Source organism: Rugamonas violacea (assembly GCF_016461825.1).
GTDB lineage: Bacteria > Pseudomonadota > Gammaproteobacteria > Burkholderiales > Burkholderiaceae_D > Rugamonas.
The window spans coordinates 28,323-43,824 of record NZ_JAEMNU010000078.1 but is presented as its reverse complement, the minus strand read 5'-3'; the positions used below and the strand labels follow the sequence as shown (position 1 = coordinate 43,824).

Sequence of the window (15,502 nt, the reverse complement as noted above, 5' to 3'; positions counted from 1 at the left end):
TCCATCATTCCTTAGCTCCACACTTCCCGCGCCAGCCGTACCAGCCGGGCCTCGGCCAAAGTCTCGCCAATAAAAGCCAGCGGTGGCTCCTCCCCGCCGACAGCCGAGGACCACCATTGCACCGATCCGATGTTTGGTTGAAGCGCGCTCATGCGGCGCAGCAGCCGCGCGCCGGTGGCATGGACGCCGCCGATCACCGGCTGCACATCGACACCCAGCAGGCGGCCGCGCGCCCACAACTGGCCGGTGATGCGGTGCGCCTCGGCCAGTAGCAACAGGTCGGGCGCGGCACCGGGCGTGCCGCCGTGGCGCCAGTACGCGGCGGCCGATACCGGCAGCACGCTGGCCAGCCGCAGGCCGGCCCGACCGGCCACTTCCAGCAACTCGCCCAGCCAGGCTTGCGGCATGGCGTAAGCCAGGCCGGCACCCCTGAAATGACGGAAGCCGGTCTGCAGCGCCCAGCCGTCGTCGAGCGCCTGTCCCTGGCGCTCGAAGCAGGCGTGGGCGTAGGCGCGCCACTCGTCGGCGCCGCTCAGCGCTTCCTGCCAGGGCAAGACGGTGATCGCGGCGGCGCTGTCGGCCACCAGCACATGCAGCCGCGCGCGTTTGAGGGCGGCCTGCGGCTGGCCGGCCAACAGCTCCGTCAACGACGACAGCAAGCGCTCCGGCGCGGCCGCCTGGCCGTGCCCATCGGCCAGGCTCAGGGTGCGGCCGCGGCGCAGCCAGCATTGGTCGGCGAACAGGCCGACGCTGATCGTTTCAGGCCACAAATGTGACACGGTTCACCTCCTGCAAAGTGGTGTGGCCGGCGCGCACCAGTTCCAGCGCGACATCGCGCAGGAAGCGCGTGCCCTCCTTGCGCGCCTGCGCCTTCAGCGCGCGGATCGAGGCGCGCGCGATGATCATCTCGCGGATTTCGTCGGTCAGCCGCAGCACCTCGGCCACCGCGCGCCGCCCCTTGTAGCCGGTGTTGCGGCACTGCGCACAACCGCGTCCGGCGTGGAAGCGGTAGTTCTGCGGATCGGCGATGCCGGACTCGGCCAGCAGTTGCGCGTCCAGCGTCACCGCTTCGTTGCAGTGCGGGCAGTTCTGCCGCAGCAAACGCTGCGCCACCACGCCGGTCAGCGAGGAGACGAAGTTGTACGGGTCGACACCCATGTGCATGAAGCGGCCGATCACGTCGAAGGTGTTGTTGGCGTGGACCGAAGTGAACACCATGTGGCCGGTCAGCGCCGACTGCACGGCGATCTGCGCCGTCTCCGGATCGCGGATCTCGCCGACCAGGATCTTGTCCGGGTCGTGCCGCAGGATGGAGCGCAGCCCCACGGCGAAGGTCAAACCCTTCTTTTCGTTGACGGGAATCTGCAGCACGCCGGGCAGCTGGTACTCGACCGGGTCCTCGATGGTGATGAACTTGTCCTCGCCGTGGTTGATCTCGGTCAGCGCGGCGTACAGCGTGGTGGTCTTGCCGCTGCCGGTCGGGCCGGTCACCAGCATCATGCCGTAGGGCTCGGCGGCCAGGCGCCGCAGCAGGTGGATGGTCTGGCTGTCGAAGCCGAGCGAGTCGAGGGTCAGCCGCTGCACGCTGTCGGTCAGCGCCTTCTTGTCGAGCACGCGCAGTACGGCGTCCTCGCCGTGGATGCTGGGCATGATGGAGACGCGGATGTCGATGTCGCGCCCCTTGGCGGCGACGCGGAAGCGGCCGTCCTGGGGGATGCGCTTTTCGCCGATGTCGAGCTCGGCCAGCACCTTGATGCGGGCGATCGCCTGCTCGGCCAGCGCCGGGTTGTTGACCGCCGCAATGCGGTTGAGCACGCCGTCGATGCGGAACTTGATCACCAGCCCCTGCGGCAGCGACTCCAGATGGATGTCGCTGGCCTCCAGGCGCAGCGCGTCGAACACGGTCGAGTTGATCAACCGCACCGCCGGGCTGGCCTCGCCCTGGATCGAGGTCAGCGTCATGTCGGCGCTGGCGTCGCGCGCCAGCTCGGCGGCCTGCTCCACGCCGACCGCGTCGGCCACCGCGCTGAACATCGCCTCGTGCGATTCGAGCCGGGCGTGGATGGCGCGTGGATCGCCGAGGTGGATCTCCTGCAGCGCGAAGCGGGCCAGCCAGGCGCCGGCGTCGGCGTCCAGCGGCAGGCCGAGCACGGCGATCAGGCGCCCCGCGCCGTCCATGCCGACCAGCAGCAGGCGCTCGACCATGTCGGCGTAACCGGCCAGCTCGAACGCCGGGCTGAGCGCCGCCAGGGTGACGGCGTCCAGGTACGGCAGGGCCAGCGCGTCGGCCGTGGCGACCAGCGCCTCCGTCTCGGGCAACGCCAGCCGCTCGGCCAGCAGGGACAGCCAGTTCTGGCGCGGCACGGCGGCGCGCATGGCGTCGCCCAGTGTGGTCAAATTCAACATAGTGGGTTTCACAATCATTGCCACATCAAACGATGTTGGCCAAATCAAAAATCGGACTGTAGAGCATGAGCACGATGGCGCCGACGATCACGCCGATGCCCAGCATCAGCGCCGGCTCGATCAGGCGGCCGGCCGTGTCGATCCAGATCGCCGTCTCCTCGTCGTAGAAATCGGCGATCCGCTCCATCATTTCCTCCAGGTTGCCGGACGACTCGCCGGCCACCAGCAGGCGCTGCGCCACCTCCGTGCTCAGGCCGTACTCGGCCATCACCAGCGACATCGCCTTGCCTTCGCTGACGCCGCGCGCGGCGGCCGTCAGGTCGGCGTGCATCGCCGGCGGCATCGAGGCCTGCGTCATGCGCATCGCCTGCAGCACGCTGACGCCGCTGCGCAGCAGCATGCCCAGCGTGCGGTAGAGCCGGGCCAGTTGCAGCACCTGCACCCGCTCGCCTATCCACGGCATGGTCAACAGTTTGCGGTAGGCGGCCGCGCGCAAGGCCGGATGCATCGCCAGCGCCGCCACGGCGCCGCTGCCGGCCAGCAGGACCGACCAGGCCAGCGTGGTGTTGTTGCGCACGAAGCCACCCCACAGCTGGACGAAACCGGCCGCGCCGTGCCGGCTCTGGCCGGCGTCGTCGTAGACGGCGCTGAAGCGCGGCAGCACATACATCAGCAGGAAACTGATCACCAGGAAGCCGACGCTGAGCAGGATGGCGGGATAGGTGGCCGCCGCTTTCAGCTTGCCGCGGATCTCGTCGATCTGCCGCTGGTACAGCATGAAGCGGCGGATCGCCGCGCGCACGGTGCCGGTGGTCTCGCTGGCGCGCACCATGGCGACGTACAGCGGCGGGAATACCGATGGCAGCGTCGCCATCGCGTCGGACAGCTGGTTGCCGTGTTGCAGCGCCAGCAGCACGGTGTCGTAGATGGCGCGGTTGCGGCCGCGCTTGTCGTTGCGGCCGAGCACCTCGATGGCGTCCACCACGGTCTGGCCGGCGTCCAGCAGCGAATGCAACTGCTGGTTGAACACCGCCAGGTTGAAGGCCTTCGGCTTGCCCCTGCGCTTCAGGCCGGCGCGCGCCGGCCGCAGGTCGAGCACGCGCACGCCGGACGAGGCAAGAAAGCGGCGCGCCTCCGCCTCGCTGGCGGCGTCGACGTCGACGTGCTCCACCGTCATCAGTTGGTTCAATACTTTGGCGCGAAACCGCATTTCCCCGTCCCCCTATTGCCAATTGGCGACATCGGCGTCTTCACCGCTGCCGCCGGCCACGCCGCTGCTGCCGAACGAGACGATCTCGAACTCCCGCTCGTCCGTTCCGGGGATCTTGTAGCTGTAGGCGTGCTCCCAGGGATCGAGCGGCACGGCCTTCTTCAGGTAGGGACCGCGCCACAGGCCTTCGCCCTTGGGCGGCGCCACCAGCGCCACCAGGCCCTGCTCCTGCGTCGGATAGTTGCCGACGTCGATGCGATACTGGATCACCGCCTTGTCGAACAGGTCGATCTGGGCGCGCGCGATCTGGCTCTTCGACTTGCCGATCTGGGCGAAGTAGCGCGGCCCGACAAAGGACGCCAGCAGGCCGATGATGGCGAGCACCACCAGCAGCTCCAGCATGGTAAAGCCGCGTTGCCGCGCCGGTCCGGGCGCGCCCGTCCTCATGTCCACATTCATATACACCGAATCAATTCGCCTCATAGATAAACCGCCATTGCTGATAACTCTCGGCGTCGTCGAAGCCGGGCAGGTCCGGCCCGACGGCTTTGCGCCGCAAGGGCCGCTGCGTCGACAGCGAAAACACGCCAATCAGCTCGCCGTTCTCCGTCCTCACCTCGCCCCATTCCTTGGCCCCGCTGATCGGGTCGCGATACACCTTGCGCAGGGAGCGGCGCGGCGCGCCGGAGTCGCGCTTGTCGTCCAGCAGATCGGCCAACTTCTTGGGGTACTTCTTGTCCGAGCCCGGCGTGCTGCGGTGGTAGTCGCCGATGGCGTCGCGCAGGGTCCGTCCCACCCACAGCAGTTCGGCCTCCTTGTCGCGCCGCGCGGTGGTGAGCACGTTCTCCAACGCGCGCGCGGTGAGCAGAGCGACGATCGCCACCAAGAACATCACCACCACATAGCTGAATCCTTGTTCGCGCCGCATGGTTCACCAGTCCGCCACTTTGCTGCCGTCGCGCGCAACGGCGGGCGCGCCGCTCTTGACGTCGGCCACCACGCCGAGGGAGGCATCGGTCGCCGCCACGACCTTCCAGCTGTTGGCGCTCTGCGTGTACGGATCGACCGGCAGGCTGCGCAGATACTTCTCCTTCACCAGATCCTTCAGTTCGGCCGGATAGACGTTCCGGTCCGCATAATAGTGGTCGATGGCGTTGCGCAGGATGTAGAGGTCCTCGCGCAGCACGTCCTCCTTGGTGCGCTCGATGCTGCCGAAATAGCGCGGCGCGGCCAGCGTCACCAGCATGGCGATGATGGCCAGCGTGACCAGCAGTTCGATCATCGTGAAGCCGCGTACTTTGCGCATGGTCACCACTCCTTGTAGGGCACGCCGTTCAGGCCGGTCTGGGTCGACGTCGAGTAGACGTCGTAGACATCGTCGCCCTTCTTCGGCTGCTCGGCCGACGATTCAAAGCTGCGCAGGCCCCAGCTGTCGATGGCCGCCACGCCGGCGTCGGGGCAGAATGGGTCGCGCGGAATCCGCCGCAGGAAATACAGCTTGGCGTTGGCCCGCTTCTGGTCCGGCAGGCCGGCTGTCAATTCGGTCAACGACGGCGGGTAACCGCTCTTGCCGCTGGCGATGGTCAGTTGCCCGGCGACGCCGGCCTGGCGGTAGGCGTCGAGACCCTGGCGGATGTCGCGCAGCGCGACGCGCAGCGCCTGCTCCTTCTGCCGCCGCACCGTGGTCTCGATGAAGGGCACGGCGATCGACGCCAACAGGCCGACAATCGCCGCCGAGGCGAGCAGCTCGATCAGGCTGAAGCCCTCCGCTCCGCGCGTGCCGGCCAGCGCCGTCATGGCGCGATCGTCAAGGTATGCACGATCGGCAGGCCGGGCCGGCCGACGGCGAGTTGGCCGCCGATCGGTGTCACCGCGATCACGCTCAGCGTGGTGCTGTCGATGGCGTTCTGGCCGGGGATCGCCTTGCAGGTCAGCGTCAGCACGCGCCCCGCTCCTTTTACGCCGTTGCCCTCGCCGGCACCGGCGCCGATCGAAACGCGTCCGCCAGGTCCGTCGACCACGTTGCTGAAGGTGCTCTTGCCGGCTTTGCTGAAGAAGTCGCCCTCCTGCACCGACAGGATCTGCAGCTCGGCCGGGTTGAAGGCCAGTTGCAGCGAGGCGGCGCGCAACAGCTCGGGGCTGTCCATGTTCAGCGTCAGGGTCACCACTTCGCCCATTTTCGCGCTGGCCGGCCCCTGCCAGGTCAGCTTGGGCGCGTTGGGCGCGCTCGGTGGCGGCACCGGCGCGGCGGCCGTCGGATTGCCGTTGTCCGCCGTGACACCGGGCTTGCCGGCCACGCCCGCGGCGGCCGCGTCGAAGCTGCGCAACAGCAGCGGCTTGTTGTGCAGGGCCGCCTCGGTGCCGGACCAGAACGATTCCGCCCCGACGTTTTTGCGCTGGATGTTGCGGATCAGGTGGGGCGTGATCGACAACACGATTTCGGTCTGCTGCCGGTTGTCGTTTTGGCTGCCGAACAGACGTCCCAGCACCGGCAAGTCGCCCAGCAGTGGAATGCGGTTGCCGGACGAGCGGTCCTCGTCGTTGATCAGGCCGGCGAGAATCTGCGTCTCGCCGTCCTTCAACCGCAGCGCGCTGTTGAAGTTGCGGGTGCCGATCTGGTAGGCCTGCGAACCATTGTTGGTCTTCACCGACGATACCAACGAGCTCACCTCCAGCGCCAGCTTGAGGCCGATCTCGTCGCGCAGATGGATGTCCGGCTCCACCTCCAACTTCAGGCCGACGTCGAGGTACTGGATGTTCTCGGTGACGAAGGTGCCGCTGCTGGTGGTGGTCACCACCGGCACCTTGTCGCCGATGAGGATCTTGGCCTTCTCGCGGTCGCGCACGCGGATGCGCGGGTTGGCCAACAGCTTGGCGTCGCCGTCGGTCTTCTGCAGGCTGATCGTGGCGCTCGGTGCCGTGATGCCCAGGCTGGCTGAGTTGAGCGATTTCAAATCGCTCAACTTCATCGTCGAGGTCCCCGTGCCCGAGGCGCCGCTGCTGCTGCCCGTTCCGCTGCCGCTTGCCGTGCCTGAGTTGGTTACGCCCAGCGGCGTGACGGTGAACTGGTTGGTCCACTGGATGCCCAGGTTGAGCAGGCGCGACCGGTTGATCTCCAACACCTCGACGTCGAGCATCACTTCCGGCTCCTCCAGGTCGTGCAAGGCGATCAGCTTCTCGGCCAGCGCGATCGATTCCGGATTTTCCCGCAGCACCAGCATGTTGTACTTCTCGTCGACGAAGACATCCTTGATCTTCAACACCGTCTTGAGCATGCTGGCGGCCTGCTTCGCCTCCACGTTGGCCAGGTAGAACACCTTGACCACCAGGTCTTGATATTCGCGCGTCTTGGCCGGCGTGTTGGGATAAATCAAAACGCTGCTGGCGTTGAGGATCTTTTTTTCCAATTGGCCGGTCGACAGGATCACGTCGATGGCATCGTCCAGCGTGGTCTTCTTCAGGAACACGGTGGTGCGTTGGTCGCCCTTCACGTCGCGGTCGAAGATGAAGTTGATGCCGGTGGTGCGCGACAGCGAGTCGAACACCATCTTGATGCTGGCGTCGCGGAACTCCAGATTGATCGGCTTCTTGTAGACCCCGCCCAGGGTCGGCATCACCAGCATCTCCTGCGCCTGCACGGTCTCGATCTCGCGCCGCACGGCGCGCGCCTCGGCCTGCATGGGCGCGGCGCGCAAGGCCCGGCCGGCCAGCTCGGTGGCCAGCGCCAGCTCGCCCCGCTTGAACGCCTGGCGCGCCAGCGCCGCGTCGGCGTCGGCGCGGGAGGCCGTAGCGAGCGATTCCAGTCCGGCCAGCGCACGGGCGTTGTCGGGGTCGTATTTCAGGACGGTGCGAAAGGCCCGCTCGGCGTCGGCGGTCTTGCCCTCGACGTGCGCCCGGGCACCCAGCTCGAGCAACTTGCTGGTCGAGGTTTCGCGCGCGCGCAGCCAATCGTTGCGCAGGGTCACGTCCTTGGGCCGCAGTTCCGTCGCCTGCGCCAAGCGTTCGATGGCCAGCGGATAGTCGTGGTTGCTGAGCGCATCCATGCCCTCCCGGTGGCGCATGTCGGCGGCGCAACCGGCCAGCAGCAGGACGGACACCATGCCGGCGCGCCGGCGGCCATGGCGCAAGATAGATGAAAGGTTCATGGATTTACTGTTCGCTTACGGGGAAAGCCAGCGACTGTTTCGCGCCGGTCGGAATATGCTCGAATTCGATCTGCGCCGGGCCGATGGCCGCCACCTTGTAGGTGCCGTCGAGCACCTCGCCGGGCCGCGCGGCGTAAGCCTGCTCGCCGCGCGCAAGGTAGACCAGCAATTCGGCGCCGTCGCTCATGCGGCCGACGAAGCGGAACGGCAGCGGCGGCGGGCCGGGCGGCGTCAAATCGAGCGTCGCCACCGGGGCCGGCGCGCTGTAGGCCACCGGCGCCGGTGGCGGCGGCGCCTGCCATCCGCGCGGCGCGAACGGGTCGCCATCGGGCACGTCGGCCGGTTCCGGCTCCGAGGCCTCGGCGAACGTGGCGACGTTGGACGGCAGCGTCGTGGCGACACGTGGCGCCGGCGCCGGCGCCGCCCGCCCCGCCACCGGCCCTTGCGGGAGAAAAATCGCGCCGATGGTCGCGGCCAGGCAGGACAGCAGGACCGCCCAACGAACGCGCGCCGCCTTATCCATGGCCGTCCTTGCGGAAAAACGCCGAAAACGCCAGCTCGCAGCTCAGCACCGGAGTGCTGACGTCGGCGCGCTGGCAGGCGATGGTGTCGAGATCGACGTTGGACGCGGTGGCGGCCACGTCGTCGGCGAAGCGCCGAATGACCGGATAGGCCGCCGACACCGTCATCGTCACCCGATAGCGCAAATAGGGCTGGTTGCCGCCCTCCTCCAATACATAGGCGACCTCGTCGAGCGGCAACTTGGCCTCGCCGGCGATATGGCTGAACTGGCCGACCAGGCTGGCGCTGTCGAACCACGGCAATACCGGAGCGATTGGCTTGGCGGGCGGGGCGGCGCGCTGTCCGGCCTCGAGCCGCTGCGATTGGCCGCGCAATTGAAGCAACTGCTGTTGGGCCGAAGCGACGGCATGCGTTTCGCCCATCCAGATCAGCAGCGCCGCCAGCGCCGCCACGCCGTTGAACATGACGACAAGCGACAGAACGGGTTGGGCGTGAAACAATCGCAGCAGATGGAAACGGCAGAATGCGAACATGCCTGATGTCATAACGGGAGCGCCAGAAAATTTATCCACCCACGATGGAAATCGTGAGCTCACCTGGCCTTGTTCATCCTACTCATCTTGAACAGCGCTTACCGGGCATTTATTTTTAAATAAAATTGCGCAACGGATAATATCATGAAAAGCAAGAGTCCCGCATGGAAATATTTCCATGCGGACACTTCAATTCCAGCTCCTCTCAAAGGAGTATTTCCCATAGAAAAAGCCCCTGAAAATCAGGGGCTTAGTCGTTTGAATCATCGGGCCCGGCCTTACTTTGCCGGACCGAAAATCATTCCCACTCGATCGTCGCCGGCGGTTTGCCCGAAATATCGTAAACCACACGGTTGATGCCGCGCACTTCGTTGATGATGCGGTTCGACACTTTGCCCAGCAGCGCGTGCGGCAGGTGCGCCCAGTGCGCCGTCATGAAGTCCTGGGTCTGCACGGCGCGCAGCGCCACCACATATTCATAGGTGCGGCCGTCGCCCATCACGCCGACCGATTTGACCGGCAGGAACACGGCGAAAGCCTGGCTGGTCGCCTCGTACCAGTTGAGCGGAATCTGCTCCTGGTCGACGGCCTGGCCGGCGACGAACTCGTAAGGCGTGTTGCGCAGCTCTTCGATGAAGATCGCGTCGGCGCGGCGCAGCAGGTCGGCGAAATCCTTCTTCACCTCGCCGAGGATGCGCACGCCCAGGCCCGGACCTGGGAACGGATGACGATAAACCATGTCGTGCGGCAGGCCCAGGGCGACGCCCAGCTTGCGCACCTCGTCCTTGAACAGTTCGCGCAGCGGTTCGAGCAGCTTGAGCTTCATCGTCTCGGGCAGGCCGCCGACGTTGTGGTGGCTCTTGATGGTCTGGCCCTTCTTGCCCTTGCCGGCCGACTCGATCACGTCCGGGTAGATGGTGCCCTGGGCCAGCCATTTGGCGTTGACCAGCTTGCCCGACTCGACCTGGAACACTTCGACGAACTCGCGGCCGATGATCTTGCGTTTCTGCTCGGGGTCGCTGACGCCGGCCAGGTGGCCCATGAACTGGTCTTCCGCGTCGACGCGGATGACCTTGACGCCGAGGTTCTTGGCGAACATGTCCATCACCATCTTGCCCTCGTCCAGGCGCAACAGGCCGTGGTCGACGAAGACGCAGGTCAGCTGGTCGCCGATGGCGCGGTGGATCAGCGCGGCGGCCACCGACGAGTCGACGCCGCCGGACAGGCCGAGGATGACGTCGTCGGTGCCGACCTGGGCGCGGATCTTCTCGACCGCCTCGGAGATGTAATCGGGCATGTTCCAGTCCGACTTGCAACCGCAGATCTCGTGCACGAAGCGGCCCAGCATGGCCTTGCCCTGCTGGGTGTGGGTCACTTCCGGATGGAACTGCAGCGCGTAGAAGCGGCGCGCCTCGTCGGCCATGGCGGCGATCGGGCAGCTTGGCGTGTCGCCCATCAGCACGAAGCCGGGCGGCAGCTCGGTGACCTTGTCGCCGTGGCTCATCCACACTTTCAACATGCCGTGGCCCTCGTCGGTGACGAAGTCGTTGATGCCGTCGAGCAGCTTGGTGTGGCTGCGCGCGCGCATCTCGGCGTAGCCGAATTCACGCACCAAGCCGTTTTCCGTCTTGCCGCCCAACTGGGCCGCCATGGTCTGCATGCCGTAGCAGATGCCCAGCACCGGCACACCCAGCTCGAACACGGCCTGCGGCGCGCGCGGCGCGTCGCCTTCCAGGGTCGAGCTGTGGCTGCCCGACAGGATCACGCCGGCGGCGCCGTAGTTGCGCACGAACTCGTCGCTGACGTCGTAGGGATACACTTCGGAGAACACGCCGGAGTCGCGCACGCGGCGGGCGATCAGCTGGGTGACTTGGGAGCCGAAATCGAGGATGAGGATTTTAGAGTGCATGGGTTGGATGCTTTAAAAATGATGATATCGCTGCGGAATAGCCGGCCCGCCGCACACAAGGCGCGGGCCGCGCTGGAGGCGGGACCGGACCGGTCCGCGCCGCAAAACTGACAACGCCGGCGGAGCACTGCGCCGCCGGCGTTCGAGGCTTAGTCGCCGGAACGGTAGTTCGGCGCTTCCTTGGTGATTTGCACGTCGTGGACGTGCGATTCGCGCATGCCGGCCGAGGTGATCTCGACAAACTCGGCCTTCTCGCGCAGCTCGTCGATGGTGGCGCAACCGCAGTAACCCATCGATTGGCGCACGCCGCCGACCAGTTGGAAGATGATCGCCAGCACGCTGCCCTTGTAGGCGACGCGGCCTTCGATACCCTCGGGCACGAACTTGTCGGCCTTCATGGTGGCGTCCTGGAAGTAGCGGTCGGCCGAGCCGTCCGACATCGCGCCCAGCGAGCCCATGCCGCGATACGACTTGTAGCTGCGGCCCTGGTACAGGATCACTTCGCCCGGCGCCTCTTCGGTGCCGGCGAACATCGAACCCATCATCACGGTCGAGGCGCCAGCGGCCAGGGCCTTGGAGATGTCGCCCGAGAAGCGGATGCCGCCGTCGGCGATGCAGGGCACGCCGGTGCCGGCCAGCGCGTCGGCGACGTTGGAGATGGCGGTGATCTGCGGCACGCCGACGCCGGCGACGATGCGGGTGGTGCAGATCGAGCCGGGGCCGATGCCGACCTTGACCGCGTCGGCGCCGTATTCGACCAGCGCCTTGGCGGCGGCGGCGGTGGCGATGTTGCCGCCGATGACGTCGACGTGGGGGAACTTGGTCTTGATCCAGCGTACCCGGTCGAGGATGCCTTGCGAGTGGCCGTGGGCGGTGTCGACCACCAGCACGTCGACGCCGGCGGCGACCAGCAGCTCGATGCGTTCCTCATCCTTGACGCCAACGCCGACGGCGGCGCCGACCAGCAGCTTGCCCTGGGAATCTTTCGATGCCAGCGGGTGCTCGGTCGATTTCTGGATGTCCTTGACGGTGATCAGGCCGCGCAGTTCGAAGGCCTCGTTGACCACCAGCACGCGCTCGAGGCGGTGCTTGTTCATCAGACGCTTGGCTTCGACCGTGTCGGCGCCCTCCATCACGTAGACCAGCTTGTCGCGCGGGGTCATCTTGGCGCGGGCTTCGGCGTCCAGCTCCTGTTCGAAACGCAGGTCGCGGTTGGTGATGATGCCGACGACGATCTTGCCTTCGACCACAGGGAAGCCGGAGATGCCGTATTGTTCGGTCAGCTTGATGACGTCGCGGATCTTCATCTCTGGCGGGATGGTGATCGGGTCGCGCAACACGCCGGCCTCGAAACGTTTGACGCGGGCTACTTCGCGGGCCTGGTCTTTCGGGTTCAGATTCTTGTGGATGATGCCGATGCCACCCTCTTGCGCCATGGCGATCGCCAGACGGGCTTCGGTGACGGTATCCATGGCTGCGGACAGCAAGGGGATATTCAACGAAATGTTGCGGGTCAGGCGAGTTTTGAGAGACGTATCGGCAGGCAGAACATTCGAGTACGCTGGGACGAGGAGCACATCATCGAACGTGAGTGCTTTTTGAAGTAGACGCATAGCATTTCCTATTGGCGCAAAAGCAGATTATACAGAAAATCCGGGGCGCCGTCCTTGCATCTTGGAAAAATCCCCCCGGCAGGCCGCATGGCGATTGACACTCGGCGGGAATCGTGGCGAAATCAGTGGCAGGCAACAGCCCCGTCCTTCGCGAAAGCACAGCATGAAAGCAGACAGAACAGCAGGTCCGGCAAGGGCAAGGCCGGCGGCGTTGGCGGCGGCGGCGGCGGCGGCGGCGTTGGCGTTGGCAATAGCGACGGCGTGGGCGTGGGCAATGGCGACGGCATGGGCGATGGCGACGGCGTGGGCCTTGGCGACGGCGACGGCGACGGCGACGGCGTTGAGCCGGCCGCGCCGGGCGGCGTGGCTGGCGGGCAGCCTGCTGCTGGCGACCTGCGGCCTGGCGACGGCGCAGTACATGTGGATCGACGACAAGGGGGTCAAGCAACTGTCGGACCGGCCGCCGCCGCCGTCGGTGCCGGAGAAGCGCATCCTGAAGGCGCCCGGCAAGGAGAAGTTCAACCCGACGGCAGTGGCGCCAAGCGAGACCGGGGCTGGAGCTGGAGCTGGAGCTGGGGCTGGGGCTGGGGCTGGGGCTGGAGCCGGAGCCGGAGCTGAGACCGGGGCCGATGGCGACGGCGCGGCCACGGCCGCAGATGCCGCCGCCCCCGCCGCCAAGCCAACGCCAACGCTGGCCGAACGCAACGCCGCCTACAACAAGCGCAAGGCGGACGCGGCCTTGGCGGCGCAAAAGGCCGGCGAGGACAATGCACACAAGGCCGAGATCGCCGCCAACTGCGCGAACGCCCGCAACAACCAGCGCGCCCTCGACCAGGGTAGTCGCATGAGCACCTACGACAAGAACGGCGAGCGCGGCTTCATGAGCGAGGCCGAGCGGGTCGAGTCGGCGAAGAAAAACCAGCAGGTGCTGGCGCAGTGCCAATAACATGGCCGTCGCCAAAACCCGTCGTTCCCGCGCAGGCGGGAACCCATACGCCGCATGATGCCTAGCACGGCAGGAATTCCCCCTGCGCGACGGACCGCCGACGCGGCACGACCAATCCAGACTGATTCGAAGCGCCTACTTTACTGCTGCGGCGCGCGCCGATTGCCTCTATGATATGGCAATCGACCAACAATTCATTCCAGGCATGACCAAGACTCAGCAAACCAAGAGCCGCGCCAGCGGCCGCGTCACCCTCGCCGCCGTGGCCCAGTTGGCCGGCGTGGCGACGATGACGGCCTCGCGCGCCATCACCCAGCCCGACCTGGTGTCGGAAACGCTGCGCAACCGGGTCGAACAGGCCGTGGCCGAGCTCGGCTATGTGCCCAACCGCGCCGCCCGCGCCCTCGCCTCCGCCGAGTCGAAGGTGATCGCGGTGCTGGTGCCGTCGCTGTCGAACGCGGTGTTCACCGAGGTGCTGGCCGGCATCCAGGACGCCCTCGACGCCGACAACTATCAAATCCTGATCGGCAACACGCGCTACTCCGACGCCGAGGAGGAGAAGCTGCTCGGCATTTATCTGCAATCGAATCCGGACGGCATCCTGTTGTCCGGCCTGAACCACAGCCCGCGCGTGCGCCAGATGCTGACCTCGTCGCGCGTGCCCATCGTCTCGATGATGGACATGTCGGACGACCCGGCCCAGCTGTCGGTCGGCTTTTCGCAGGTGCAGGCCGGCCGGGCGATGACGCGCTACCTGATCGACAAGGGCCACCGCCGCATCGGCTTCATCGGCGCCCAGCTCGACGAGCGCACCCTCAAGCGCGCCGACGGCTACCGCCTGGCCATGCGCGAGGCCGGCCTGGCCGACACGCAACTGGAGCTGATGGTGCCCGATCCGTCCACCATCGCGCTGGGCGCCGAGCTGGTCGAGCGCATGCTGGCGCAGGCGCCCGATTGCGACGCCGTGTTCTGCTGCAACGACGACTTGGCCCACGGCGCCATCTACCAGTGCCAGCGCCTCGGCATCGCCGTGCCGGGCCGGCTGGCCGTGTGCGGCTTCAACGACCTGCCCGCCTCGGCCTGGATCAACCCGTCGGTGACCACGGTGGGCACGCCGCGCTACCAGATCGGCTTCGAGGCGGCCACCTTGCTGCGCGCCGTCATCAAGGGCGAAACGCCGGCGGCGACGCAGATCGACCTGGGCTTCACGCTGATGGCGCGCGAGAGCGCCTGAGTATTGTCGCTACGGCCAAGGGGCCGCTAACGCGACCAACACCCAACACCTTAAAGCCAGGGTCGGACCCGCCGGGTCCGACCCTAGATTGACGCCGCTGGGTGTACGGCGGGCCGCTGAGAACGCCAAGACCATTCTTCCAGCTATGACAAGCGGCGTGGCGAACGCACAACGTTTTCGCCAACTGGACATGGCCATCCACACCACGCCAGCGCGCATCCAAGGCCCCACCCAAGCACCACAACCTCCTATGACGGGACGGTCCCGGCGCCCCGCTCGACAGGGTCGTCCCCGAGTTTGGCTTGCTGCGTCGCAGCATCGAATCTCCTTTACAAATTCAGGCCACGGACTAAACTCCGATCTCAATGTTAGCGCTAACATTTCATCACAACGGCAACACAACAGCAACCTCACCACGATAGCCACGAGACATGAGCACAACAACGAGACAAGCACGCTGGGTCGTCATGGGCGTCAGCGGCTGCGGCAAGAGTGAAATCGGACTGGGCCTGGCCACCGCGCTGGACGTCGACTTCCTCGAAGGCGACAGCCTGCACAGCGCCGCCAACGTCGCCAAAATGGCCGCCGGCACGCCGCTGACCGACAGCGACCGCGCCGACTGGCTGCTGGCCCTGCAGCAACGCATCGCCCAGGCCGCAGCACAGCAACGCGGCCTGGTGCTGTCCTGCTCGGCGCTGAAGCGGCGCTACCGCGACCTGCTGCGGGCCGGCGATCCCGGCCTGCGCTTCGCCCACCTGAGCGGAGCGCGCGCGGTCATCGCCGAGCGCATGGCGGCCCGGGTCGGCCACTACATGCCGCCGTCGCTGCTCGACAGCCAGTTGCGCGACCTCGAACCGCTGCAAGCCGACGAGGCCGGCGTGCTGCTCGACCTGACCCGCACGCCGCAGCAACTGGTCGCCGACATCCTGCAATCGGCCGCCCAGCCAGCTTAGTCCGCCATCCTATAATCCACAAGGAGACACC

The 15,502-nt window shown here is 66.6% G+C and carries 15 protein-coding genes; 3 read left to right on the top strand and 12 right to left on the bottom strand.

Annotated features, from left to right (window positions below):
- Positions 1–11: 11 nt before the first annotated feature.
- The 12 genes from H7U20_RS14980 to guaB all read right to left on the bottom strand — a co-directional run bounded on the left by H7U20_RS14980 (position 12) and on the right by guaB (position 12,338).
- Positions 12–779, bottom strand: a complete 768-nt coding sequence (locus H7U20_RS14980; RefSeq protein ID WP_199759951.1) for a hypothetical protein — start codon at positions 777–779, stop codon at positions 12–14.
- Positions 760–2,406 carry a GspE/PulE family protein gene (locus tag H7U20_RS14975; RefSeq protein WP_233410775.1) on the bottom strand — a complete coding sequence of 549 codons (1,647 nt, stop codon included), beginning with the start codon at positions 2,404–2,406 and terminating at the stop codon, positions 760–762. The genes H7U20_RS14980 and H7U20_RS14975 overlap by 20 nt, the downstream gene beginning before the upstream one ends.
- Positions 2,407–2,431: 25 nt before the next feature.
- Positions 2,432–3,595 carry a type II secretion system F family protein gene (locus tag H7U20_RS14970; protein ID WP_199759949.1) on the bottom strand — a complete coding sequence of 388 codons (1,164 nt, stop codon included), beginning with the start codon at positions 3,593–3,595 and terminating at the stop codon, positions 2,432–2,434.
- A 33-nt stretch (positions 3,596–3,628) separates the two neighbouring features.
- A complete protein-coding gene (gene gspG / locus H7U20_RS14965) occupies positions 3,629–4,063 on the bottom strand; it encodes a type II secretion system major pseudopilin GspG (protein ID WP_199759948.1) in 435 nt (144 codons plus the stop codon).
- Between the two features lie 22 nt (positions 4,064–4,085).
- A complete protein-coding gene (locus H7U20_RS14960) occupies positions 4,086–4,544 on the bottom strand; it encodes a type II secretion system protein (RefSeq protein ID WP_199759947.1) in 459 nt (152 codons plus the stop codon).
- 3 nt (positions 4,545–4,547) lie between these two features.
- A complete protein-coding gene (locus H7U20_RS14955; protein ID WP_233410774.1) occupies positions 4,548–4,922 on the bottom strand; it encodes a type II secretion system protein in 375 nt (124 codons plus the stop codon).
- A gap of 2 nt (positions 4,923–4,924) precedes the next feature.
- Positions 4,925–5,413 carry a type II secretion system protein gene (locus H7U20_RS14950; protein ID WP_199759945.1) on the bottom strand — a complete coding sequence of 163 codons (489 nt, stop codon included), beginning with the start codon at positions 5,411–5,413 and terminating at the stop codon, positions 4,925–4,927.
- Entirely contained in the window at positions 5,410–7,761 is a 2,352-nt protein-coding gene (locus H7U20_RS14945; protein ID WP_199759944.1) for a secretin N-terminal domain-containing protein, read from the bottom strand. Before H7U20_RS14945 ends, H7U20_RS14950 begins: the two co-directional genes overlap by 4 nt.
- A 4-nt stretch (positions 7,762–7,765) precedes the next feature.
- Positions 7,766–8,284: a hypothetical protein gene (locus tag H7U20_RS14940; protein ID WP_199759943.1), complete on the bottom strand. Its 519-nt coding sequence runs from the start codon at positions 8,282–8,284 to the stop codon at positions 7,766–7,768.
- Positions 8,277–8,828: a hypothetical protein gene (locus tag H7U20_RS14935; RefSeq protein ID WP_199759942.1), complete on the bottom strand. Its 552-nt coding sequence runs from the start codon at positions 8,826–8,828 to the stop codon at positions 8,277–8,279. Before H7U20_RS14935 ends, H7U20_RS14940 begins: the two co-directional genes overlap by 8 nt.
- Positions 8,829–9,114: 286 nt before the next feature.
- Entirely contained in the window at positions 9,115–10,725 is a 1,611-nt protein-coding gene (guaA, locus tag H7U20_RS14930) for a glutamine-hydrolyzing GMP synthase (protein ID WP_199759941.1), read from the bottom strand.
- A gap of 149 nt (positions 10,726–10,874) precedes the next feature.
- The gene (guaB, locus tag H7U20_RS14925) at positions 10,875–12,338 is read right to left on the bottom strand and encodes an IMP dehydrogenase (RefSeq protein WP_199759940.1); all 1,464 of its coding nucleotides are present in this window, start codon (positions 12,336–12,338) and stop codon (positions 10,875–10,877) included.
- A 274-nt stretch (positions 12,339–12,612) separates the two neighbouring features.
- On the opposite strand from guaB, the gene H7U20_RS14920 reads away from it, so the two are divergent.
- From H7U20_RS14920 to H7U20_RS14910, 3 genes are all read left to right on the top strand, one after another.
- Positions 12,613–13,284, top strand: a complete 672-nt coding sequence (locus H7U20_RS14920; protein WP_233410773.1) for a DUF4124 domain-containing protein — start codon at positions 12,613–12,615, stop codon at positions 13,282–13,284.
- A gap of 205 nt (positions 13,285–13,489) precedes the next feature.
- Positions 13,490–14,518 (top strand): HTH-type transcriptional regulator GntR, encoded by a 1,029-nt coding sequence (gene gntR, locus H7U20_RS14915; RefSeq protein ID WP_199759939.1) that lies wholly within the window; start codon positions 13,490–13,492, stop codon positions 14,516–14,518.
- A 431-nt stretch (positions 14,519–14,949) separates the two neighbouring features.
- On the top strand, positions 14,950–15,471 hold the full coding sequence (locus tag H7U20_RS14910) for a gluconokinase (protein WP_233410772.1): 522 nt from the start codon (positions 14,950–14,952) through the stop codon (positions 15,469–15,471).
- Positions 15,472–15,502: the final 31 nt, after the last annotated feature.